Origin of the sequence: Pantoea sp. EKM101V (assembly GCF_011800325.1) — a bacterium.
Classification (GTDB): Bacteria; Pseudomonadota; Gammaproteobacteria; order Enterobacterales; family Enterobacteriaceae; genus Pantoea; species Pantoea anthophila.
This window is the reverse complement of record NZ_JAALFP010000007.1, coordinates 44222-66581: the sequence shown is the minus strand read 5'-3', so window position 1 is coordinate 66581 and position 22360 is coordinate 44222. Positions and strand designations below refer to the sequence as shown.

Genomic DNA, 22360 nt, shown 5'->3' with positions numbered 1-22360 from the left:
CGTTATTGGGGAAAAATATGTTCAGACTCGCTGCTGCAATATTATTGCTGGCCGGGGCTTTCTGTAGCCCGGCTCAGGATTTAAACACGATGAACTGGGAACAGATTGTCGGACAGGCGAAAAAGGAGGGGAAACTGACCTGGTATCAATGGTATTACCAGGATCGGTTAAAAGAGCAGGTCAGCCTGTTTGAAAAACAGTACGGTATTAACGTTACCCTGTCTGAAGGCACACTTCAGGGCAACATTAATAAGCTCATGGCTGACCGCGGACGGGAAACGGGCGATATTGATCTGTTTTCGATTGGCGGGGGCGCATTCGGAACCGTCTCGCCTCAGCAGACGTTTTTTGGCCCGATTAACAGACTACTGCCGGAAGGCAAAACCCTGAACTACACCATTGAGGGAACGGACAGTAAAGGCTATGGCGTGGCATTCTGGGGCAATCAGACCGGTCTGGCCTACGATTCGCGCCGGCTGAAAGAAAGTGAGTTGCCGCGAACCCTGCCGCAGCTCACGGCCTTCCTGCAGGCTCATCCTCAGGAATTTGGCTTCAACGTTGAAAACGGCGGTTCCGGCCCGGCCTTTATTGAATCGGTGACGCGCACGCAGGTGCCGGGTTTTGATTTCACCAAAGGCGACGCGGATGTAAAAAGCCTGACGGCTCTCCAGCCCGCCTGGAACTGGTTCAGACAGCAGCGTCCTAACTACATCATTACGGCCTCCAACGCCGACAGCGTCACCCGACTGGTCAGCGGTGAATTCCTGCTGGTTCCCGCCTGGGAAGATTACCTGGTGGGATTAGAAAACCACGGTGAAGTCCCGAAAACCATCCGGCTCTATGTCCCCGATTTCGGCATGCCCGGCGGCGGAAATATGGTGGCGATACCACAAAATGCCCCCCATAAAGCGGCAGCGTTGCTGTTTATCCACTGGCTGACGCTGCCCACCACCCAGCGGCTGTTCCAGCAGGTTTATGGCATTACGCCGCAAAACAGAGAAGTGAATCGTGATGCCGGGCTGATCGACAGCAAAGAGCGCGTTCATGGCACCCAGTTCATGCCTAAACCGCTGGGTGATGAAGTCAGAACCGAATTCTCTAACCAGGTTTTGCTCAGGTAGACCTGCGATAAAACCCTAACAGAAGGTAAAGCCAGGAATGTCGACAAAAAAAACCCCTGCACGCGTAGTGAATGCCCGCCTGATTGCCCATCGGGGAGCACCGCTGCTGGCACCGGAAAACACGCTGCCTTCGTTTCAGGCGGCTGTTGAACATGGAGCGACGTGGATAGAGGTGGATGTCAAACTCACCAAAGACAGACACCCGGTCATTATTCATGACGATTCCGTGGACCGGACAACAAATGGCAAAGGCTATGTGGCGAACTTAACCCTGGATGAGATCCGATCGCTGGAGGCGGGCGTGTGTTATGGCCACCTTTTCAGAGGCGTAAAAGTGCCGACGCTGGCTGAAACAGTGGCGTTTGTTCTGGATAAAGGCGTCGGGCTGCAACTGGAGATCAAACCCACCTCCGGACAGGAAGTGGAAACGGCGGAGATTGCTATCGCTCAGCTGAAGTCACTGTGGCCTGCAGATGAGAAGAAGCTCTTTATCAGCAGCTTCTCGGAGATTTCGCTGCAGGTTGCCGCACAGCTTATGCCTGACGTCCCGCGCGGCCTGGCAGTTTGCGTCCCGCCCAAAGACCCCGAGGCGCTCCTCGCCAGAACGGGTTGCCAGATCCTGCATTTCCTGGGTGACTTCGCGACGGACGAAGACCTGAAGCGGCTGGCTCGTTCAGGTATTGAATTTGCGATTGCCACGATCAATGACCCGGTTCTTGCCAGGAAATATATTGATGCGGGTGCGCAAACGGTATTAAGCGATATCCCCGACTTAGCATTCTGAATAAAAAATTGTTCAGGACGTTCTCAGCCATAAATCGGTAACACCAGGGAAATTCATTATAAAAATGGCCATAACCTTTATGGCCGCTATAACGCCTTTATTATTTAGCCATTCTGGAAGACGAAAGTCATAGTGAAATAAATGCCGCTCTGCGCGGTTACCTCCTCATGCTTAAGTTAACGGATAAGGGTAGATGATATGCACAATAAAATAAAAGCCGCCGCGCCGTATGCAATCTGTTTTCTGGCCTCATTTTCTGCATACTCCGCTGAGATTTATAATAAAGATGGAAATAAACTCGACCTGTACGGTAAAGTCGATGCGCGTCATGTTTTCTCAGATAATATTGCAGAAGATGGCGACAACTCTTACGCACGCCTGGGTTTTAAAGGTGAGACGCAAATTAACGATCGGCTTAGCGGTTATGGTCAATGGGAATATAACTTCCCGCTGAATCACAGTGAAGGCGGTAGCGACGCGCAAACGGGTAATGCCACACGCTTAGGGTTTGCCGGTCTTAAACTGGCCGACTTCGGCTCGTTCGATTATGGCCGTAGCTTTGGGGTGCTGTACGTTGCCTCTGCCTATACGGACATGGCACCGGTCTACGGTTCCGGCACTATGACTACCAACGATAACTTCCTGTCAAAACGCTCAACCGGCCTCGCGACCTGGCACTCTCCGGCGTGGGGTGGGTTAAAGCTGACCCTGCAGTATCAGGGAAAAAATGACCGCGCCATCGCTAAAGTGGCTAACGGGGATGGCTACGGTGCTGGCATGACTTACAGCATTACCGATGGGCTGAGCATTGCGGCGGCAGGGATGAAAGCAAAACGGACGCTGATCCAGCAAGCTGACGGTCAGGGAGACGATGCCACCGCCTGGGTCACCTCTGCAAAATATGATGCCAGCCAGCTCTATCTGGCCGCCATGTATGGCGAAGCCAGTGACGTTACGCCTTATGGACAGCTGGCACAGGTCGCCGACAAAACCCATAACGTTGAGGCGATTGCGCAGTACCAGTTCCTGAACGGTTTGCGCCCTTCTGTCGGTTTTGTCATGCAGCGTGGCGAAAACCTGCAGGGCGCAGGGAATTTTGCCGGAGGCAGCCAGACGATGCAGAAATATATTGCGGTGGGCACCTATTACTATTTCAACAAGAACATGCTGACCTACGTGGACTACCGCATTAACCTGCTGAAGGACAACGACTTTACGCGTGCCACCGGCATTACGACGAAAAACAGTATCGGTCTGGGCCTGACCTATCAGTTCTGACCCGGCTGCTCCTGTTTTGTGCAGCATGGCTTCATACCTGACAACGCGCACTTAGCGAGGCTGGCTCATGCCAGCTTTTTTTACGTCAGCCGCAGGGGGAATCATTACAGGGCCGGGGACGCAGCCTGATGAGGGGTTTCCAGCCACTTAACATAGGCCTGATCCCACAACGCCGCGGGCGTTCCCGCTTTGCCCAGACCAAATCCATGCCCGCCTTTGCTGATCTGAATCAGCTCAACCGGCACGCGATTACGCCGACAGGTGTCGCGCATCAGCTCGGTGTTAAACGGGTTGGAGGTGTGATCGTCTTCCGCCTGCGCCAGGAAGGTGGGCGGATAGCGCCGGGTCACAAAGTTCTGCACTGACCAGTTTGCCTCATCCTGTGGGGTGGCATTTTTGCCGACCATCATCAGATGCGTGCTGGTGTGCTGATAGGGCGCTTCCAGGGTAATGACCGGATAGATCAGGCCCACGCTGTCGACGGCGGGCACCACTTCATCCAGCGGGTCGATGGCCGGATAGGATTCAAAGTCCGGGCGCGCCGCCGCCAGCCCCAGCAGATGGCCACCGGCCGAGAAGCCCAGCACATGCACCCTGCGCTCAAACGATCGCACCAGCCGGATAGCACGCTGCGCATCCTGCAGCGGAGCCAGCCGCCCCGCCTGCCACTTCTCATGCGGCAGCCGGTAGCTGAGCACGTAGGCGGTGTAGCCATTGGCGTTCAGCCAGCGCGCCACCGGCCAGGCTTCGCGCCCCATGCCGATCCAGCGATAGCCGCCGCCTGCGGCGATCAGCACCGCTTCGCCGTTGGGATTTTCCGGTTTGAAACGCTGGATCGCCGGGCTGACGATATTGGACCACGAACCGCTGCTGTTAATGTGCAGCTGGCCCGACGGGCCACCGCCGCCGGGCGGATCGTCCGGCCAGAGGGGAATAATGTCATCGCGGGCAAATAATTTGCCGGTGGTCATGGAGAGCCCAAGCGCTCCCGTGCCGAGAATAAAGCGTCGACGCGTAATCATAGTGCCTGTTAAGTGATGCCAGTAAGAGAGCAGACCGTTGCGGTGTGCTGCAAAAGAATCAACAGATGCAAGTCTGGTGCCAGACGCTGGCGATTATGTACGCAATGCCGGGTGAAAAGCCATAAAAAAACGCGCCCCGCAGGCGCGTTTTATACCGTGCGGCCCGGTTAATCTTCCTGCTGGAACTGCGCCATCACAGCCTGCTCACACTGCTGTTCGTTGACGCGCAGTTTGGCGCGTTCATCGTCACCCAGCTGCAGCCAGGCACTGGCGACTTCCCGCGCCGATTCTTCATCAAATTCGGGCTGATTCATCGCCGATGAGGATTTACTGCGCGCCACGTCAGATTTCATCTGCTCCACATACTGATCCGCGCTGGCGACCTTTTTTTCACTGCTGACGATGTGACACAGCTGACTGGCGTAGACATTCTGTTCGGTGTCAGCGTCGTCCGCCGCCAGCGCGCTGCCGGAGGCGAGCAGGCTCAGCAGGATAATCTGGGTTACTTTCATTCTTCACTCCTGTTTGTTCGGATTAAACTTTGCGCTGAAGGGCTTCGATGCGCTTCTGACGCCAGTTCAGGAGCGGCGACACGGTGGTGCCGTGGACAACCACGCTGCAGACCACCAGCGTTAACGCCATATTCGTCATGATTTCCATCTGCGGGCCTTCCATGCCGTGCGTCCAGGCATAGGCAATATAGTTCAGGCTGCCGATTCCGCGGATGCCCAGCCAGCCAATCAGCAGACGCTGACCCAGCGGCAGCCCGGCGCGCAGCGTGACCAGCCAGACGGCCAGCGGGCGCACCACCACAAACAGCACCAGGCCCAGCAGCACGCCGTAGATATTCCAGTGCTGTGCCAGCGTCACGCCCAGCACCACCATCATGCCAGCCGCCAGCAGACGTTCAATAGTATCGCCAAAAGAGAGGGCGTCGCCTACTACAAACCCAATCGACTTCACCATATTGTTATTGCCCTGGTGCGCCAGCCGCTTATTGGGATTGACCAGCGCCTCAGAGGGGAGAACCCGTTCATCATCAGAGAGATCCTCCGGCTGATGACGACGAAACACCCCCAGCTCGGCGCGGCGCAGCCCCAGTCCGGCGGCAAAGGCGGCCAGGAAGCCAGAGGCGCCCAGCCACTCCACCAGCGAATAACTCAGCGCGATCAGCGCCAGCGCGAGGAAATCGTTGGGGGCCACATCGCCATTGGCATTGCGCAACCGGGTCGTCAGCACACCGATCATCTGCCCCATGACAAAGCCGATAAGCAGCCCGGCGCCAATCGCCCAGATCACCTCGACCGCGCCCCAGTGAGCCAGCATCCCCCCGCTCAGGCTCTCGCCATTGAACAGCAGCAGCGCCAGCACCAGCAGCGGCAGCGCGGAGCCGTCGTTCATGCCCGCTTCGCTGGAGATTGCCACCCGCAACGAGTCATCATCCTGCGCATCGTTTACCGAGATGAGGCTGGCCAGCACCGGGTCCGTCGGTGCGACAATGGCACCAAACGCCAGCGCAACCGGCCAGTCTAATCCCACCAGGAAATGGGCCAGCAGGGTCATTGCCGCCACGGTCAGCAGCATGGCGGGAAAGGCGAGTTTCAGCCCGGTGTGCCAGCAGTTATTCTGTAACGGCAGACGCAGCTTGAGTCCGGTGATAAACAGCGAGGCGGCCATGGTGATTTCGGTAATGTGGGCCACGGCCTCGGAATGAGTGACGATATCGATGTGGACCACATCAAACGCCCACGGGCCGCACAGTATGCCCGCGATAAGAAACAGACCAAATGAGGTGACTGGCCCCCGGTGAATCCAACCGGAAGCCAGCGACATCAGCAGCAGAAGGCCGCCCGTCGCTGCTGTCCAGGCTAAAAAGTTCATAATGCTCCAGCTTATTTCGGGTTTATCAATAAGCCTGGCACATTTTTTGAAGGGCGAGACGATCAGTTTTTCAGGTGGCGACTGGCGAAGCGCACCGCCAGCGCGGCCGCCCCGGCTAAGGTAGAGAGCGCAACCACCCCATTCCAGCCCCAGTGCGCCAGCGCCAGGCTGCCCAGTGCCGCCCCGCTGGCCATACCGATAAACACCACGGTGAACAGCAGCGCATTGAGGCGACTGCGTGCCTCAGGTGCCAGGCCATAGACCAGCGTCTGGTGCGCGACCAGCGTGGCCTGCACGCCCAGATCAAAGCCGATGGTACAGATCACAATCAGCGCCAGCTGCGCCGGGACAGGCAGCACGGGCAGCAGGAACATCAGCGCAAAAGAGAGCGTCACCAGGGCGGCACCGGCCTGGGTGACCCGCGCCGGGCCGATGCGATCGGCAAAGCTGCCCGCCAGCGGGGCCGCCATCGCCCCCGCCGCCCCGGCTAAGCCAAAGGCCCCGGCCACGGCGCTGTCCAGATGAAAGCGATCGCTGAGCATTAACGCCAGCGTCGACCAGAAGGCGCTGAAGCCTACCGACAGCAGTCCCTGAGCCAGGGCGGCGCGGCGCAGCGTCTGGTGGTGACGCCACAGATGCACCAGCGACAGCAACAGGCGCGGATAGCTTACGGTGGTGCCCGGCGTAAAGCGTGGCAGCACCCGCCTGAGCGTCAGCGTAATCAGCAGCACCGACAGCGCCGCAATCAGATACATGGTGCGCCAGCCGAAATACTCCGCCACCACGCCACTGACGACCCGCGACAGCAGAATTCCCACCAGCAGGCCGGTCATCACCGTGCCGACCGTTTTACCCCGGCTGCGTTCCGGAGCCAGCGCCGCCGACGCCGGGACAATATCCTGCGCCACGGTGGCGGTCAGGCCGGTCACAAAGCTGGCGATCAGCAGCGCGCTGAGCCCCGCGGAAAAGCCACACAGCAGCAGTGCGGCGACCAGCAGCAGGCCCTTGATAAAGATAATCGTGCGCCGGTCATGGCGATCGCCCAGCGGGGCCAGCAGCAGGATGCCCAGCGCATAGCCCGCCTGCGTCAGCATCGGCACCATGCCGACCGCGCCGATGCCCGCACTGAACTGTTTACTGATGATATCCAGCATCGGCTGACTGTAGTAAATCGACGCCACGCTGAGCCCGGCCCCGGCGGCCAGGGTGAAGACCAGCGGAGCAGAGAGCGGTTCGTTTCGGGTTGGGTTTTCTATTGCTGACATGGTGTCATCCTCATCATTTCGTGCCGCTATTTAAGCGCATTGCGGTTATACGCGGTAGACTGACGTCAGGCAAAACCGTTATGCGTGGAGCGTATGAATCATTCCAGTGGCAGCGACCGCATCGAACTGATGCAGACTTTTATCCGTATTGTTGAGAGCGGCAGCCTCTCCGCCGCTGCGGCACAGCTCGGCACCACCCAGCCTACCGTCAGCCGGCGGCTGCAAATCCTGGAGCAGCGGCTCGGCCTGAAGCTCATTCTGCGCACGACCCATGCGCTGAAGCTCACCGATGATGGCGAACGCTGCTACGCCCAGGCGCGGCAGCTGCTGGCCACGTGGCATGCGCTGGAAGATGAGCTGACCGGGGCCAGTGACGATCCCATCGGCACGCTGCGGGTTCGCGCCCCGCACGCCTTTGGTCAGGATCAGCTGATCGATCCCCTGGTGGACTATCTGCACCGCTACCCCCGACTCAATATAGAGTGGATGCTGAATGACCGCACACCCGACTTCATCGCGGAGAATGTGGACTGTGCCATTCAGGTCGGCGCGCCCAGCGATCCGTCGGTCGTGGCGGTCCTGCTGGCAGAAGTGCCGCGTTTCGTGGTGGCGGCGCCGCGCCTGCTGGACCAGTTTCCGCCGATTGAGCGGGTGGAACAGCTGGGCGATCTGCCGTGGCTGGCGCTCACCAGCTTCTACCGTAATGAAGTGGCGTTGCAGAAAATAGATGACGGCCAGCCGCTGAACCTGCCGATTATGCCGCGGCTGAGCAGCGACAGCCTTTACGCCGTGCGTAAAGCGGCACTGGCCGGCATGGGGGCGGCGATTGTCTCATCGTGGGCGGTGCAGGACGATCTGGCGGAGGGCAAACTGATTCAGCTGATGCCCGCGTGGCAGGCCCCGCCGCTGCCGGTGTGGCTGACCTATCCGTGGGCGAGTTACTACCCGGCCAGGCTGCAACACTTCTTTGCCATGATCAAAGAGGTGATGCCGCAGCTGACCGGCACCCGTCCGGCCTCACAACCGGCCCGCTCAGACAGGGCGGAGTAACAGCGGACACAGCTAGCGGATTTGGGCAGGGAGACGCGGGAGGAGGAGGCAGAGCAGGCGCCCGCATCAGCGGCGCGCCGGAAAGGAAATGACTTACTTTTTATCGTAGCGCGACAGCTTATCCAGCCAGCCCATGACAAAGGCGGAGAGCACGAAGGTCAGGTGGATAATCACGTACCACATCAGCTTATCATTATCGACGTTGCGCGCTTCCATAAACACCCGCAGCAGGTGAATTGAAGAGATGGCGACGATAGAGGCGGCCACTTTGTTCTTCAGTGAGCCGGAGTCCATCTTGCCCAGCCAGCTCAGCTTCTCTTTGTCTTCGTCGATATCGAGCTTCGAGATAAAGTTCTCATAGCCTGACAGCATCACCATCACCAGCAGACCGCCAACCAGCGTCATATCGACCAGCGACAGCAGCAGCAGGATCAGATCGTTTTCCGCAATGCTGAAAATGTTGGGCAGCAGGTGGACTATTTCCTGGAAAAATTTAATCGTCAGCGCCAGCAATCCCAGCGAAAGTCCAATGTAAACCGGGGCCAGCAACCAGCGCGATGCATACATCAGGTTTTCGGTAAAACGTTCCATACAATCCCACACGTAATCAGACAGGTCCGGGAGTATAACCGATTCACTGTGAAGTTATTTCAGCTCGTCGTCAGAAATTTCCGGAACCGGCGGCAGGGGGAGCGAGAGACGAAAGGCCGCGCCGCCTTCGGTCCGATTCTCCGCCCAGATCTGGCCGCCGTGGCTCTCAATGATGGTTTTACAGATCGCCAGCCCCAGCCCGACGCCCGGTACGGCAGACTCCTTATCACCGCGCGAAAACTTATCGAATATCCGGCTTAAGTCCCCTTCAGCGATGCCCGGCCCGCCATCCCAGACCGAGATCTCCAGCCGGTTTGCGGCACGCCACGCCCGGATGCCGCGCGGCGCACAGTTACCGGCATACTTCAGGCTGTTTTCAATCAGGTTAGTGAAGACCCGCTCCAGCAGAGTGCTGTCGCCTTTGATCAGCACGATATCATCCGGCAGGTCGAGCTGCACCTCATGCCCTTTCAGCGACGGTGCCATGCTGCTCAGCGCCCCGCCAATCACCTCCTCCAGCGCCAGCCACTCTTCACGCAGATTGAGGCCGCCTGACTGAATGCGCGCCATATCCAGCATATTGCTGACCAGCCGGATGGTACTCAGCGTCTGCTCGCGGATCTGGCTGGCCTGCGGCACATATTTTGAGTTATCGCTGGCCAGGTCGAGCATCAGCATTTCCGCCTGACCAAACAGCACGGTCAACGGGGTGCGCAGATCGTGTGACAGGGCGGACAGCAGCGCATTGCGCAGCTGTTCCCGCTCCGCCGAGAGCCGCGATGCCGCCTCGCTGTGCGACAGCGCCATCCGCTCCAGCGCGTTAGCAATCAGCACCGTGAAGGTTTCCACCAGCCGCTGCTGTTCAGGGATCATCAGCTGACGCAGATTCTGCGGCTCCACCACCAGCAGGCCCCGGCAGTGCCCGCCGCTTTTCAGCGGCAGGATCTGATAAGGCACCGCCGGTAACGTATCGGTGCCCGCCCCCGCCGGCTGGCCTTTGCTGTAGCTCCACTTCGCGATAGCGCGGTCCGGTTCGCTGGCCGGTAACGCCTCACCGACCGGCTGCAGTTCGCCCTGCTCATCCGGCAGCAGCAGCAGGCAGCGCGCCTGCAGGGTGGCATCCAGCACCCGCTGGCTGGTCGCCGCGATATCCTGCGGCGTTAAGGCGCTGCCCAGCGATTTCGCCATCTCATAGAGCTGTCGCGCACGCTGTTCGCGGTAGCGTGCCACCCGCGCCTGATAGCGGACGCCCGCCGTGAGATTGCCGACGATGACCCCGACCGCCAGCATCACACCAAAGGTGACCAGATATTGCAGGTCGGAGACCGCCACCGTGCCGGTGGGGGCCACAAAGAAGAGGTCGAAGGCGACGATATTCATCACCGTGGCGATCACCGACGGCCAGCGCCCGTAGCGCAGCGCCACGATCACCACCGCCAGCAGGTAGATCATCACGCAGTTGGCGGGATCGAAGTTGATCAGCACCGACTGCCCGGCGGCGGTGACGGCGATGCAGAGCACCAGCGCCATCATCACGCCACGCAGCTGAATCCGCCATTTATCGCTGGTCGGGCGGCCATCCGGCAGCGGATGCGGCGCATCCTTCAGCGGTTCATCCAGCGCCACCACCAGCAGGTCGAGATCCGGCCCCAGCTGGCCGAGCCGCTCGGCAAAACTGTCACGCCGCCAGCGCCGCAGCGGACGGCGGCCGGTGACGATTTTGCCCAGATTATGTTCACGCGCGTAGCCCAGCACCGCTTCGGCTTCATCCGGCTCGGAGAGGGTGGCGGTTTCCGCCCCCAGCTCCTGCGCCAGCTGCAGCGTGCGCAGAATCGCCCGCCGCCGTCCTTCCGGCAGCCGGTGAAGACGGGGCGTTTCAACATAGACCGCATGCCATTCACTGCCGAGCCGCGCCGCCAGCCGGGCGGCCGTGCGCACCAGCTTCTCACTGCCGCTGTCGTCGCCGATGCAGAGCAGAATGGCGTCGCGGGTGTGCCAGACGCGATCCCGCCCCTGCTGATCGCGCCAGGCGCGCATCTGGTCATCCACCCGATCGGCGGTGCGGCGCAGGGCCAGCTCACGCAGCGCGAACAGGTTACCTTTGCGAAAAAAGTTTTCGATGGCGCGCTCTGCCCGGTCACCGATGTAGACCTTGCCCTCTTTCAGCCGCTGACGCAGATCGTCGGGCGGCAGATCGACCAGCACCACCTCATCGGCGCTGTCGAAAAAGGGATCGGGCACGGTTTCGCGCACCTGAATGCCGGTGACACCCCCGACCACATCGTTGAGGCTCTCAAGATGCTGCACGTTGACGGTGGTCAGCACGTCGATGCCCGCTTCAAGCAGCTCTTCGATATCCTGCCAGCGCTTGGGATGGCGCGAGCCCTGCACGTTGGTGTGCGCCAGCTCATCCATCAGGATCACGGCCGGATGGCGAGCCAGTGCCGCATCGAGATCGAACTCCGCATGACGCGAGCGACCGGTCGCACGACGCGGCAACAGGGGCAATCCCGTCAGCAGCTGCGCGGTTTCCGGCCGTTCATGGGTCTCCACCACGCCGATCAGCACATCCAGACCCTGCGCGCGCAGCCGCTGCGCCTCCTGCAGCATGGCGTAGGTTTTGCCCACACCGGCACAGGCACCAAAGTAGATTTTCAGCTGCCCGCGATGGGTTTCGCGGTTAGCCTGCAGCAGCGCGTCGGGATCGGGACGCTGGGGTTCGTGATTCATAGCTTCCTTAATGGCATAACAGAAACAGCCTTACAGATCGTTGAGCGCCATATTGAGCTGCAGCACATTGACCGTCGGCGAGCCGAGGAATGGCACCAGCGGACGGTGCGTCTGCTGGTCGATCAGCGCCTCGACCTGCGCCAACGGCAGCTTACGGCTGGCGGCGATGCGCGGCGCCTGCCATAACGCGGCGTCAGTTGAGATATCCGGGTCCAGCCCGCTGGCTGAGGTGGTGACCAGCTCAACCGGCACCGCGGCGGGCGCCTGCGGATTGGCGGCCCGCAGCGCCGCAACGCGCTCCGCGACGGCTTTGTCCAGCGCCGGGTTACTGGCTGCCAGATTGCTGCCCCCTGAGGCCAGCGGATTATCGGGTTTGTCGCTGGTGGCTGAAGGGCGGCCCCAGAAATAACCGGGCTGCGTGAAGTTCTGACCAATCAGCGCGGATCCGCGCACCACGCCATCCTCCTCCAGCAGCGATCCATTCGCCTGCGCCGGAAACAGCCACTGCGCCAGGCTGGTCGTGAGGAAAGGATAAACCACGCCGGTGACCAGGGTAAGCAGTAACAACAGTAAAATTGCCGGACGTAACTGACTCATTTTTTGCTCCTCAGGCCATGCCTGATAACACTAACAGCAGATCGATAGCTTTGATGCCGACAAACGGCACCAGCAGGCCGCCCAGCCCATAAATCAGCAGGTTGCGGCGCAGCAGCGCAGCGGCACTCAGTGGCCGGTAGCTGACGCCTTTCAGGGCCAGCGGGATCAGAAAGACAATCACCAGAGCGTTGAAGATCACCGCTGAGAGGATTGCGCTGGCGGGCGAGTGCAGCTGCATGACGTTGAGCATGTTGAGCTGCGGATAGGTCGCCGCAAACGCCGCCGGGATGATCGCAAAATATTTCGCCACGTCGTTGGCGATACTGAAGGTGGTCAGCGAACCGCGCGTCATCAGCATCTGTTTACCGATGTGCACCACTTCCAGCAGCTTGGTCGGGTTCGAGTCGAGGTCGACCATGTTGCCCGCCTCTTTCGCCGCCTGCGTACCGGAGTTCATCGCCACCGCCACATCGGCCTGTGCCAGCGCAGGCGCATCGTTGGTGCCGTCGCCGGTCATCGCGACCAGACGCCCTTCCGCCTGATACTGGCGGATCAGCGCCAGCTTCGCTTCCGGCGTCGCCTCAGAGAGAAAATCATCCACGCCCGCTTCCGCCGCAATCGCTGCCGCCGTCAGCGGGTTATCGCCGGTGATCATCACGGTTTTGATACCCATCTTGCGCAGCTCGGCAAAGCGCTCTTTGATGCCGCCTTTTACGATATCCTTCAGCGCCACCACGCCCAGCACGTTTGCGCCCTCGGCGACGACCAGCGGGGTGCCCCCGGTGCGCGCCACCTCTTCGACCTGGGCATTCACCTCGGCCGGGAAACGGCCATGACTGGCTTCGATGTGGCGACGCACCGCATCCACCGCCCCTTTACGGATCAGCCGGTCCTGCACGTTGACGCCGCTCATGCGGGTCTGCGCCGAGAAGGGAATAAAGGTGGCTCCCATGCTGCTGAGATCGCGTTCACGCAGGTTAAACTGCTGCTTGGCCAGCACCACGATGCTGCGGCCCTCCGGCGTCTCATCGGCCAGCGACGCCAGCTGCGCCGCGTCGGCCAGCTGCTCTTCGCTGACGCCCGGCGCGGGCAGGAACTGCGTCGCCTGACGGTTACCCAGGGTGATGGTGCCGGTTTTATCCAGCATCAGCACATCCACATCGCCTGCGGCCTCGACGGCACGGCCGCTGGTGGCGATGACGTTAGCGCCCAGCATCCGGCTCATCCCCGCCACCCCAATTGCTGACAGCAGGCCACCAATCGTGGTCGGGATCAGACAGACCAGCAGCGCCACCAGCACCGTAACGCTGACCGGCGTTCCGCCCCAGGCCGAGAAAGGCCAGAGCGTCACGGTCGCCAGCAGGAAGACGATAGTCAGCGAAACCAGCAGGATGGTCAGGGCAATCTCGTTTGGCGTTTTGCGACGCTTCGCGCCTTCTACCATGGCGATCATCCGGTCGAGGAAGGTTTCACCCGGATTGGCGCTGCAGGTGATCACCAGCCAGTCAGAGAGAATGCGGGTCCCGCCGGTCACGGAGGCAAAGTCCCCGCCCGACTCGCGGATCACCGGGGCGGACTCGCCGGTAATGGCGCTCTCATCCACTGAGGCCCCACCCTCCAGCACTTCACCGTCGCAGGGGATAATGTCGCCCGCTTCCACCAGCACCGCGTCGCCTTTGCGCAGCTGATCGGCGGCCACCTGCTGCCACTCTGCGCCATAGCGCGCCGCTGACAGTTTTTTGGCAAAGCTGGTCTTTTTCACCCCTTTCAGGCTGCTCGCCTGGGCCTTACTGCGCCCCTCTGCCAGCGCCTCCGCCAGATTGGCGAACAGCACGGTAAACCAGAGCCAGAGCGCAATCGCTCCGGTAAAACTGGCGCTGCCGTCGATCCGGCCCGCCAGCATCGCCAGCGCCAGCAGCGAGGTCAGGATGCTGCCGAGGTAGACCACAAACATCACCGGGTTACGGAACTGCACCCGGGGATCGAGCTTTTTCACCGCATCCCAGGCTGAGGTGCGCAGCAGCGCTGCGTCAAATAACGCCTGTTGTTGACGACTCATGAGGATTGTCCCTGAACAAGTTGCAGATGCTCAGCCACCGGGCCCAGCGCCAGAGCAGGAATAAAGGTCAGTGCGCCGACCAGCAGCACCGTACCGATCAGCAGTGCGATAAACAGCGGGCCGTGGGTAGGCAGCGTGCCATTGCCCACCGGCTGCACTTTTTTCGCCGCCATCGCCCCGGCAATCGCCATCACCGGAATGATGATGCCGAAGCGGCCCAGCAGCATGCAGACGGCCAGTAACAGGTTCCAGAACGGTGTGTTGGCGCTGAGTCCGGCAAAGGCACTGCCGTTGTTGTTGGCCGCGGATGAGACGGCGTAAAGCACTTCGCTGAAGCCGTGAATGCCCGGGTTTGCCATAGCGCTGCGTCCGGCATCGGTCATCATCGCCAGAGCGGTGCCGATCAGCACCAGCGCCGGGGTGACCAGAATCGCCAGGGCGGTCATTTTCATCTCCCAGACATCGACTTTTTTACCCAGAAACTCCGGCGTGCGGCCAATCATCAGCCCGGCGATAAACACCGCCAGCAGCACGAACAGCAGCATGCCATAGAGGCCGGCTCCGACACCGCCGAACACCACTTCGCCCAGCTGCATCAGCCACATCGGCACCATCCCGCCCAGCGCGGTAAAGGAGTCGTGCATGGCATTGACCGCACCGCACGAGGCTGCCGTCGTGATCACGGCGAACAGACTGCTGTTAAGAATGCCAAAGCGCGTCTCTTTGCCTTCCATATTGACGGCGCTGTCAGCCCCCAGCTGGAGGAAATGCGGGTTGCCCTGCAGTTCGGCCCACATCACCACCGCCACCGCCGCCACAAACATCAGCGTCATCGCCCACAGCAGCATGTGGCCCTGACGACGGTCACGCACGCTTTCGCCAAACGCGAAGCAGAGCGCCGCCGGGATCAGGAAGATGCTCAGCATCTGCACGAAGTTGGTGAGCACATTCGGGTTTTCAAACGGATGGGCGGAGTTGGCGTTAAAGAAGCCGCCACCGTTGGTGCCCAGCATTTTGATCGCCTCCTGCGACGCCACCGGCCCCATCGACAGCGTCTGCTGCGCGCCTTCCAGCGTGGAGAGGCTGTGATAAGGCAGGACGTTCTGAATGCTGCCCTGACTGACAAAGAACAGCGCCATCAGCAGGCTGATGGGCAGTAAGACGTAGAGCGTGATGCGCGTCAGGTCGCGCCAGGCGTTGCCCAGCGTGGCGATGCTGCGATTCGCGAAGCCACGGATCAGGGCAAATGCCACCGCAATGCCGGTCGCGGCAGAGAGGAAGTTCTGCACCGTCAGGCCCACCATCTGACTGAAATAGCTCAGGGTGCTCTCACCGCTGTAGGACTGCCAGTTAGTGTTGGTAACAAAGCTGATGGCGGTGTTGAGCGCCAGATGCCAGCTCAGGCCAGGCAGCTGCTGTGGATTGAGCGGCAGCGCCCCCTGCATCAGCAGAATCGCCAGCAGCACGACAAAACCCAGCGCATTAAACAGCAGAATCGCCAGCAGATAGTGCGGCCAGCGCATGTCAGATTGCTGCGCCCCCAGCAGTCGCCACAGCGGCGCTTCAAGGCGGGCAAACACCGGCTTATCCGCCACTAACGACGCCAGACCCCGGCCGAGCGGCTGCGCCAGCACCATCAGCAGCAGCAGATAAACGGCGATAAGTAAGAAAGCATTGGCCGCCATCAGAAGGCCTCCGCATTTAACAGGGCATAGATCAGATAGCCCAGTAACAACACCACCAGCAGAATGCCGGTTATTACGCCCACGCTCACAGGAACCTCCAGAGGTTTGGATTTAGGGCATAGCTTGCGCGGAGGCGTATAAAGAAGGGGTTAAAATGCAGCGGGCGGGCGTAAAAATAGTGTAAAAATGGCGAAATATCAGGCGACTTCCAGCGCCCAGATACGATTAAGATCGACATTACCCCACAGCGTGCTGTCCTCTGCGCCGACAATGCTGTCAGTGCAGAAACTGTCGCCAAGGTCGAGCTCCTCCGGTTTGACTTCGCGCTGGGCGTGCAGCGACCAGAACACATGCACACAGGGACGCATCAGCGACTTTTCACCCGCTCTGACCACCAGCGCCACCCGGCCGGAGGCGAGACGCACCAGCGATCCCACCGGATAGATGCCGATGGTACGCACAAAGGTGTGCAGCAGGCCGGGGTCAAAATGGCCGCGCCAGCTCAGCATCTGATGCATCGCTTCAGCAGGCGTCCAGCCGTTGCGATAGGCACGGGTTGAGGTCACAGCATCATAGACGTCACACACCGCCGCCATGCGGGCATAGAGCGAAATCGCCTCCCCTTTCAGGCCGTGCGGGTAGCCGCTGCCATCATATTTCTCATGATGATGCAGGGCGATATCCAGCAGATCGTCATCGGCGTCAGCTTCTATCAGCATCTGCGTGCCAACCACCGGATGCTCGCGCATCACCCTGAACTCTTCGTCAGTCAGCTTGCCGGCTTTGTTGAGGATCGCCAGCGGCACGGCCGCTTTACCGACATCATGCAGTAAACCGCCCATGCCCACCCGCCGCAGCTGCTGGTCGTTCAGCCCGAGTGTTTTACCCAGCGCAATCATCAGCCCGCAGACCGCCATGGAGTGCAGGTAGGTATAGTCATCATGATTCTTCAGCCGCGCCACGCTCAGCATGGCGGAAGGTTCACGCGTGATCGATCCGGCGATTTCATCCACCAGATTCATCATATAGTCGAGCTTCAGGCCGTTACCCAGCCGCGCTTCGTTGAACATCGCCAGGACTTTCGGTTTGCCCTGCTGGAAGATCTGCTGGGCCTGATCGAGCTCCTGAAAAAAGGGGGTGCGACCAATGGTTTTTTTCGCGACCACGGTGGCGATCGGGGCCTGCACTGAACGATCGAGATCGATCCAGAGCTGGCGGATCCCTTCACTGCGTAACAGGGCGATTTGTCGTGGATCGGCGATCAGCATCTCATTACGAATGCGCTGGTCTTTGATCCACCAGACTTCCAGCTTGTGGATAAACATCCCCGGGCGCAGTTCATCAATGTTAATCAGCTTTATCACGCTATCACTCCTTAAGCTCAGCGAGGGAGATAAGGTGATATCGGCAGCTGGACAAATTTTCTTCAGGCCGTTTTGTGCGGCGGCGGCGTTCAGCACACGATATGTCTGTCATACCCGTTTCTTTCTTTTTGTTATTTACAGGACGCAGGACATTCACCCTGTTTACCGACGCGCTCAATCAGTGCTGTAGCCAGCAAAAACAGCAGGATTGCCATCGCACAGAGTGTGGGCTGGCTGAGTATTTCACCGGCGCTGACAGCAATAACGCCACGCTTTTCCGGCAAAGTGTGGCGGCGCCAGCAAGAGTGAAAAGAGGCGGTTGTCAAACCTGGCTCTCCTTCATAAGCTGCAAATGATCTTATTTGTCCATTCTCAGAATAAATGAAAAATCCATTCCATCCGGTTAACCTCGGGAGTCCGCAATGAAAAAATGTGCATGGGCAATTCTCTGTCTGCTCGCTCTTTCCACGTCGGCGCTGGCAGAGAAAATTGGCGTGTCGATGGCCTATTTCGACCAGAACTTTCTCACCCTTATCCGCCAGGCGATCGATAAAGAGGCAAAAGCGCAAAAGCTGGATGCGCAGTTTGAAGATGCGCGCGGCGATGTGGGTCGTCAGACCGATCAGGTGCAGAGCTTTATCAGCGCCGGAGTGGATGCGATTATCGTCGATCCGGTCGACTCCGCCAGCACCCCTGCCCTGACCCGCCTGGCGCAGCAGGCTCACATTCCGCTGGTTTACGTTAACCGCACGCCGGGCGATAAAACCCTGCCTCCGGGCGTGGTGTTTGTCGGCTCAGATGAGCGCGAATCGGGCACGCTGCAGATGGAGGCGCTGGCAAAACAGGCCGGCTATCGTGGCCGGGTCGCCATTATGATCGGTAATCTTAGCGATGCGGGTGCGTTGCAGCGCACCCGGGATGTGGAGCAGGTGGTCGCAAAGTATCCCGGGATGAAAGTGGTGCTGAAACAGACCGCCAACTATGCGCGCAACGAGGGAATGGATTTAATGCTCAGCTGGCTGTCGAACGGCGAAGATATCGATATTGTCGCCGCCAACAACGATGAAATGGCGATTGGTGCCACTATGGCGATCGCGCAGGCGAAGCCGAAGAAAACCATTCTGGTGGGCGGTATTGATGCCACGCCGGATGGCCTGAAAGCGCTGGCGAGCGGCAAACTGGCGGTCACGGTTTTCCAGGATGCCGTGGGTCAGGGCAGAAAATCGGTTGAGGTGGCGCAGCAGATGATTAAAGGCCAGAAGGTAGCGTCCCATCAGTGGATCCCGTTTGAGCTGGTCACGCAGCAGAATATGCAGCAATACAGCACGAAGAACCCGTGACGCAGACTGGCGCGGCCGCGTGACCGCGCCGTTTATTACGCGTCGTTCAGCAGCTTCGCCATCATCACGACATCGCGCAGCTGCCCGTCACGCAGGGCGGCCTGGCGCTTCATCCCTTCCCGTTCAAAGCCCAGCCGCTGGTAGAGCCGCAGCGCCCTTTCGTTGTCGTGAAACACCTCCAGCTCCATCCGGGTGATCCCCAGCCAGTTACGGGCATAGTTCATCGCGGTGCGGATCAGACGCTCACCAACGCCGCGTCCGGCAAAGTCAGGATGTACACCCAGCCCAAAGCTGATGCAGTGGCGGGTACGCGGCTTACTGTCGACGAACAGCGTCAGCTCACCGGCCAGCACGCCGTCGATTTCGGCGACAAACGCAACAAAACCCTCTGCATCCATCCTGGCGAATTTTTTCTCCCAGAGGGCGACGCTGGGAAACGGCAGTTGCAGTGTCCAGGGGTAAACATCGGGGTGACTGTAAAGCCGCTGATAGGCGGCAGCATCCTGCGGTTCCCGTGCCCGTATGACAATTTCCATATTTTCTCCTGTTAGCCGGATGGGGTTCATGCACTAAGCTGTAGCTCTTTACCGGATGAAAAGAGCCTCGCTATGTTGTATCGCCGTTTTGAGCGTTTTATCAATATTTTTCATGACGCGCCGACCGATTCACCGCCCTCCACGGTCTGGCCCTTTTACCTCTACTATCTGCGCCAGGTCTGGCCCAGTTTTGCGGCACTGCTGCTGGTAGGCCTGGTCTCCGCGCTGATCGAGGTGTCGCTGTTTGGCTATCTGAGCCGCCTCATTGATATGGTCAATCACGCCACGCCCGCCACGCTGTTCCGGGATAACTGGCCGCTGCTGCTCTGGATGGGGGCGGTGGCGCTGATTCTGCGGCCGATCTTTATCGGCCTGCACGACATGCTGGTGCACCAGAGTATCAGCCCGAGCATGACTAGTATGATCCGCTGGCAGCATCACAACTACGTGCTGCGTCAGAGTCTCAATTTCTTTCAGAATGATTTCGCCGGTCGTATCGCCCAGCGCATCATGCAGACCGGCAATTCACTGCGCGACTCGGCGGTGCAGCTGGTGGATGCCATCTGGCATGTCCTGATCTACGCCGTGACCTCGCTGATCCTGTTTGCCGATGCCGACTGGCGGCTGATGATCCCGCTGATCCTCTGGATGGTGGCCTACAGCGCCTCACTGCGTTTCTTTGTGCCGCGCGTCAAGGCGCGTTCGGTGGTCTCCTCAGAAGCACGTTCTAAGCTGATGGGCACCATCGTTGACGGCTATACCAATATCGCCACCATCAAGCTGTTCGCCCACAGCGATCTGGAACGTCAGTATGCGCGCGAGGCCATTCAGGAGCAGACCGATAAAACCCAGCACGCCAGCCGCATGGTCACCAGCATGGATCTGACGCTGTCAGCGCTGAACGGCCTGCTGATTGTCTCCACCTCCGGGCTGGCGCTCTGGCTATGGAGCCAGTCGCTGATTAGCGTCGGGGCGATTGCCCTGGCGACCGGTCTGGTGATCCGCCTGGTGAACATGTCCGGCTGGATCATGTGGGTCGTCAACGGCATCTTTGAAAATATCGGCATGGTGCAGGATGGCCTGAACACCATCGCCCAGCCGCTGAGCGTGCAGGATGCGCCGCAGGCGAAGCAGCTGAAGGTGACGCGCGGCCAGATTCGCTATGAAGATGTGCGCTTCGATTATGGTGGCGGTCGTCAGGTCATCAACCACCTTAACCTCACCATTCAGCCCGGCGAGAAGATTGGTCTGATTGGCCCCTCGGGTGCCGGAAAGTCGACGCTGGTTAACCTGCTGCTGCGGCTCTATGACCTGAACGGTGGCCGGATTGTGATCGACGATCAGGATATCGCCAGCGTGACGCAGGAGAGCCTGCGCAGCCAGATTGGCATGATCACCCAGGACACCTCGCTGCTGCACCGCTCAATCCGCGAAAACCTGCTTTATGGCCGTCCCGACGCCAGTGAAGAGGCGCTCCAGCTTGCGATCCGCCGCGCCCGCGCCGACGAGTTTATTCCCCTGCTCTCCGACCCGCAGGGCCGCACCGGACTGGACGCCCACGTGGGCGAACGCGGGGTGAAGCTGTCGGGCGGTCAGCGTCAGCGTGTGGCGATCGCCCGCGTGCTGCTGAAAGATGCACCGATTCTGATCATGGATGAGGCTACCTCGGCGCTCGACTCAGAAGTGGAAGCCGCGATTCAGGAGAGTCTGGAGTCGCTGATGCAGGGTAAAACCGTCATCGCCATCGCGCACCGCCTGTCGACCATCGCGAAGATGGACCGGCTGGTGGTGCTGGATAAGGGCGGCATCGCCGAGATGGGCAGCCATCAGGAACTGCTGGCGCAAAACGGCCTCTATGCCCGGCTGTGGCAGCATCAGACCGGGGGGTTTGTCGGCGTCGATTAATCGCCGCGCCGATAGGGTAAGGCGTCGCGCGCTTCTTCCGCCCAGCCGCGCACGCCTTCCCGCTCCTGCTGCAGAAAATCGGCGACCGCATCGCGCAGACCGGGATGCAGCAGATAGTGCCAGGAGTGGGTGATCTGCGGCTCAAAGCCGCGCACCAGCTTATGCTCACCCTGCGCACCCGCATCAAACCGCGCCAGCCCTTCATCCAGAGCCAGATCCATTCCCTGATAGAAACAGGTTTCGAAGTGCAGCCGGTCAAACTCCGCCAGACAGCCCCAGTAGCGGCCATAGAGCGTGTTGCTGTCGCGCAGATAAAAGGCCATCGCCGCCGGTTGCTGCTGTAAGCGGGCGATCACCACCACAATATTCTGCGGCATCCGCTCCGCCAGCAGGCTGAAGAAATCCCGCGTCAGGTAGGGGCGCTGGCCGCGCACCGCATAGGTGTTGGCGTAACAGGTATAGACAAAATCCCACTGATCTTCCCGCAGCTGATGGCCCGGATAGCGGTCAAATTCGAAGCCGCTCTGCGCCACCTGTTCACGTTCTTTGCGCAGCTGTTTGCGCTTGCGCGACATCAGCGTATCAAGGAAATCCTGAAAATCGCGGTAGCCCCGGTTGTGCCAGTGATACTGACAGCCGAGCCGCGACAGCCAGTCGGGCTGCTCAGCCAGCAGGGTATTGGCCTGCGCGTCGGTAAAGTTGATGTGCGCGCCGCTTAAGCCCTGCTGCAACAGGTGCTCAGGCAGGGCCGCCAGCAGGTTTGCGGCGGCAGAGGAATCACCCAGCAGACGGGCACCGCTGACGGGGCTGAAGGGAATCGCCCCCAGCCATTTCGGGTAGTAGCGAATCCCGGCGCGCTGGCTGGCATCCGCCCAGGCGTGATCAAAGACATACTCGCCCTGGGAATGGCGTTTGCGGTAGCCCGGCAGCGCGGCGCGGGTCACGCCATTTTCCTGCCACAGCAGATGATCAGGCTGCCAGCCCGATGCAGGCCGCACGCTGCCGCTCTCTTCTAACGTGAGCAGAAAGGCGTGGCGCAGAAACGGCTGGTCATCCGGCAACAGGGCATCCCACTCAGCGGCGGGAATCGCCGTCAGCGAGTTCAGTTGAATCAGCGACATGAATAACTCCAGACAACGGCGGGCAGAGATG

Annotated in this window: 19 protein-coding genes; 6 read left to right on the top strand and 13 right to left on the bottom strand. The window is 60.1% G+C overall.

Going from position 1 to position 22360, the window contains the following annotated elements; all coding sequences use genetic code 11:
• Positions 1-17 precede the first annotated feature (17 nt).
• The 3 genes from HFD92_RS12650 (at position 18) to HFD92_RS12640 (ending at position 3183) form a co-directional block, all read left to right on the top strand.
• The gene (locus HFD92_RS12650) at positions 18-1121 is read left to right on the top strand and encodes an extracellular solute-binding protein (RefSeq protein ID WP_167429047.1); all 1104 of its coding nucleotides are present in this window, start codon (positions 18-20) and stop codon (positions 1119-1121) included.
• Positions 1122-1158: 37 nt separating this feature from the next.
• Positions 1159-1905, top strand: coding sequence for a glycerophosphodiester phosphodiesterase family protein (locus tag HFD92_RS12645; RefSeq protein ID WP_167429046.1), 747 nt, complete (start codon positions 1159-1161; stop codon positions 1903-1905).
• Positions 1906-2103: 198 nt separating this feature from the next.
• Positions 2104-3183, top strand: coding sequence for a porin (locus HFD92_RS12640; RefSeq protein ID WP_167429045.1), 1080 nt, complete (start codon positions 2104-2106; stop codon positions 3181-3183).
• 104 nt (positions 3184-3287) lie between these two features.
• Here HFD92_RS12640 and HFD92_RS12635 read toward each other — a convergent pair whose 3' ends face one another.
• The 4 genes from HFD92_RS12635 to HFD92_RS12620 all read right to left on the bottom strand — a co-directional run bounded on the left by HFD92_RS12635 (position 3288) and on the right by HFD92_RS12620 (position 7351).
• Positions 3288-4205 (bottom strand): alpha/beta hydrolase, encoded by a 918-nt coding sequence (locus tag HFD92_RS12635; protein ID WP_033736095.1) that lies wholly within the window; start codon positions 4203-4205, stop codon positions 3288-3290.
• Between the two features lie 167 nt (positions 4206-4372).
• The gene (locus tag HFD92_RS12630; protein ID WP_009087900.1) at positions 4373-4717 is read right to left on the bottom strand and encodes a hypothetical protein; all 345 of its coding nucleotides are present in this window, start codon (positions 4715-4717) and stop codon (positions 4373-4375) included.
• Between the two features lie 22 nt (positions 4718-4739).
• Positions 4740-6086: a sodium:proton antiporter gene (locus HFD92_RS12625; protein ID WP_009087902.1), complete on the bottom strand. Its 1347-nt coding sequence runs from the start codon at positions 6084-6086 to the stop codon at positions 4740-4742.
• Between the two features lie 62 nt (positions 6087-6148).
• Positions 6149-7351, bottom strand: coding sequence for an MFS transporter (locus HFD92_RS12620; protein WP_009087904.1), 1203 nt, complete (start codon positions 7349-7351; stop codon positions 6149-6151).
• 93 nt (positions 7352-7444) lie between these two features.
• On the opposite strand from HFD92_RS12620, the gene HFD92_RS12615 reads away from it, so the two are divergent.
• Positions 7445-8401 (top strand): LysR family transcriptional regulator, encoded by a 957-nt coding sequence (locus HFD92_RS12615; RefSeq protein ID WP_150030132.1) that lies wholly within the window; start codon positions 7445-7447, stop codon positions 8399-8401.
• A 93-nt stretch (positions 8402-8494) separates the two neighbouring features.
• Here HFD92_RS12615 and HFD92_RS12610 read toward each other — a convergent pair whose 3' ends face one another.
• The 7 genes from HFD92_RS12610 to HFD92_RS12580 all read right to left on the bottom strand — a co-directional run bounded on the left by HFD92_RS12610 (position 8495) and on the right by HFD92_RS12580 (position 17427).
• Positions 8495-8992 (bottom strand): TIGR00645 family protein, encoded by a 498-nt coding sequence (locus HFD92_RS12610; protein ID WP_009087908.1) that lies wholly within the window; start codon positions 8990-8992, stop codon positions 8495-8497.
• A 54-nt stretch (positions 8993-9046) separates the two neighbouring features.
• On the bottom strand, positions 9047-11722 hold the full coding sequence (kdpD, locus tag HFD92_RS12605; protein WP_111207838.1) for a two-component system sensor histidine kinase KdpD: 2676 nt from the start codon (positions 11720-11722) through the stop codon (positions 9047-9049).
• A 30-nt stretch (positions 11723-11752) separates the two neighbouring features.
• Positions 11753-12319 (bottom strand): potassium-transporting ATPase subunit KdpC, encoded by a 567-nt coding sequence (gene kdpC, locus HFD92_RS12600; RefSeq protein ID WP_167429044.1) that lies wholly within the window; start codon positions 12317-12319, stop codon positions 11753-11755.
• 10 nt (positions 12320-12329) lie between these two features.
• On the bottom strand, positions 12330-14378 hold the full coding sequence (gene kdpB, locus HFD92_RS12595; protein WP_058956927.1) for a potassium-transporting ATPase subunit KdpB: 2049 nt from the start codon (positions 14376-14378) through the stop codon (positions 12330-12332).
• Positions 14375-16063, bottom strand: a complete 1689-nt coding sequence (gene kdpA, locus HFD92_RS12590) for a potassium-transporting ATPase subunit KdpA (RefSeq protein ID WP_046100787.1) — start codon at positions 16061-16063, stop codon at positions 14375-14377. The genes kdpB and kdpA overlap by 4 nt, the downstream gene beginning before the upstream one ends.
• Entirely contained in the window at positions 16063-16152 is a 90-nt protein-coding gene (gene kdpF / locus HFD92_RS12585) for a K(+)-transporting ATPase subunit F (protein WP_009087918.1), read from the bottom strand. Before kdpF ends, kdpA begins: the two co-directional genes overlap by 1 nt.
• Before the next feature lie 108 nt (positions 16153-16260).
• Positions 16261-17427, bottom strand: a complete 1167-nt coding sequence (locus HFD92_RS12580; protein WP_167429043.1) for an HD-GYP domain-containing protein — start codon at positions 17425-17427, stop codon at positions 16261-16263.
• A gap of 422 nt (positions 17428-17849) precedes the next feature.
• Here HFD92_RS12580 and HFD92_RS12575 point away from each other — a divergent pair, with 422 nt between their 5' ends.
• On the top strand, positions 17850-18767 hold the full coding sequence (locus tag HFD92_RS12575) for a sugar ABC transporter substrate-binding protein (RefSeq protein WP_058956922.1): 918 nt from the start codon (positions 17850-17852) through the stop codon (positions 18765-18767).
• Positions 18768-18802: 35 nt separating this feature from the next.
• Here the strand turns inward: HFD92_RS12575 and HFD92_RS12570 are convergent, their stop codons facing one another.
• Entirely contained in the window at positions 18803-19303 is a 501-nt protein-coding gene (locus HFD92_RS12570) for a GNAT family N-acetyltransferase (protein ID WP_009087926.1), read from the bottom strand.
• 72 nt (positions 19304-19375) lie between these two features.
• Between HFD92_RS12570 and HFD92_RS12565 the strand changes: the two genes are divergently transcribed.
• Positions 19376-21208, top strand: a complete 1833-nt coding sequence (locus HFD92_RS12565) for an ABC transporter ATP-binding protein (protein ID WP_009087928.1) — start codon at positions 19376-19378, stop codon at positions 21206-21208.
• Here the strand turns inward: HFD92_RS12565 and HFD92_RS12560 are convergent.
• Entirely contained in the window at positions 21205-22329 is a 1125-nt protein-coding gene (locus tag HFD92_RS12560) for a GNAT family N-acetyltransferase (RefSeq protein ID WP_167429042.1), read from the bottom strand. The two genes, HFD92_RS12565 and HFD92_RS12560, sit on opposite strands and share 4 nt — an antisense overlap.
• Positions 22330-22360 lie beyond the last annotated feature (31 nt).

Coding starts and splice junctions, on each gene's coding strand:
- HFD92_RS12650 (WP_167429047.1), top strand. CDS start 18: ATGTTCAGACTCGCTGCTGCAATATTATTGCTGGCCGGGGCTTTCTGT.
- HFD92_RS12645 (WP_167429046.1), top strand. CDS start 1,159: ATGTCGACAAAAAAAACCCCTGCACGCGTAGTGAATGCCCGCCTGATT.
- HFD92_RS12640 (WP_167429045.1), top strand. CDS start 2,104: ATGCACAATAAAATAAAAGCCGCCGCGCCGTATGCAATCTGTTTTCTG.
- HFD92_RS12635 (WP_033736095.1), bottom strand. CDS start 4,205: ATGATTACGCGTCGACGCTTTATTCTCGGCACGGGAGCGCTTGGGCTC.
- HFD92_RS12630 (WP_009087900.1), bottom strand. CDS start 4,717: ATGAAAGTAACCCAGATTATCCTGCTGAGCCTGCTCGCCTCCGGCAGC.
- HFD92_RS12625 (WP_009087902.1), bottom strand. CDS start 6,086: ATGAACTTTTTAGCCTGGACAGCAGCGACGGGCGGCCTTCTGCTGCTG.
- HFD92_RS12620 (WP_009087904.1), bottom strand. CDS start 7,351: ATGTCAGCAATAGAAAACCCAACCCGAAACGAACCGCTCTCTGCTCCG.
- HFD92_RS12615 (WP_150030132.1), top strand. CDS start 7,445: ATGAATCATTCCAGTGGCAGCGACCGCATCGAACTGATGCAGACTTTT.
- HFD92_RS12610 (WP_009087908.1), bottom strand. CDS start 8,992: ATGGAACGTTTTACCGAAAACCTGATGTATGCATCGCGCTGGTTGCTG.
- kdpD (WP_111207838.1), bottom strand. CDS start 11,722: ATGAATCACGAACCCCAGCGTCCCGATCCCGACGCGCTGCTGCAGGCT.
- kdpC (WP_167429044.1), bottom strand. CDS start 12,319: ATGAGTCAGTTACGTCCGGCAATTTTACTGTTGTTACTGCTTACCCTG.
- kdpB (WP_058956927.1), bottom strand. CDS start 14,378: ATGAGTCGTCAACAACAGGCGTTATTTGACGCAGCGCTGCTGCGCACC.
- kdpA (WP_046100787.1), bottom strand. CDS start 16,063: ATGGCGGCCAATGCTTTCTTACTTATCGCCGTTTATCTGCTGCTGCTG.
- HFD92_RS12575 (WP_058956922.1), top strand. CDS start 17,850: ATGAAAAAATGTGCATGGGCAATTCTCTGTCTGCTCGCTCTTTCCACG.
- HFD92_RS12570 (WP_009087926.1), bottom strand. CDS start 19,303: ATGGAAATTGTCATACGGGCACGGGAACCGCAGGATGCTGCCGCCTAT.
- HFD92_RS12565 (WP_009087928.1), top strand. CDS start 19,376: ATGTTGTATCGCCGTTTTGAGCGTTTTATCAATATTTTTCATGACGCG.
- HFD92_RS12560 (WP_167429042.1), bottom strand. CDS start 22,329: ATGTCGCTGATTCAACTGAACTCGCTGACGGCGATTCCCGCCGCTGAG.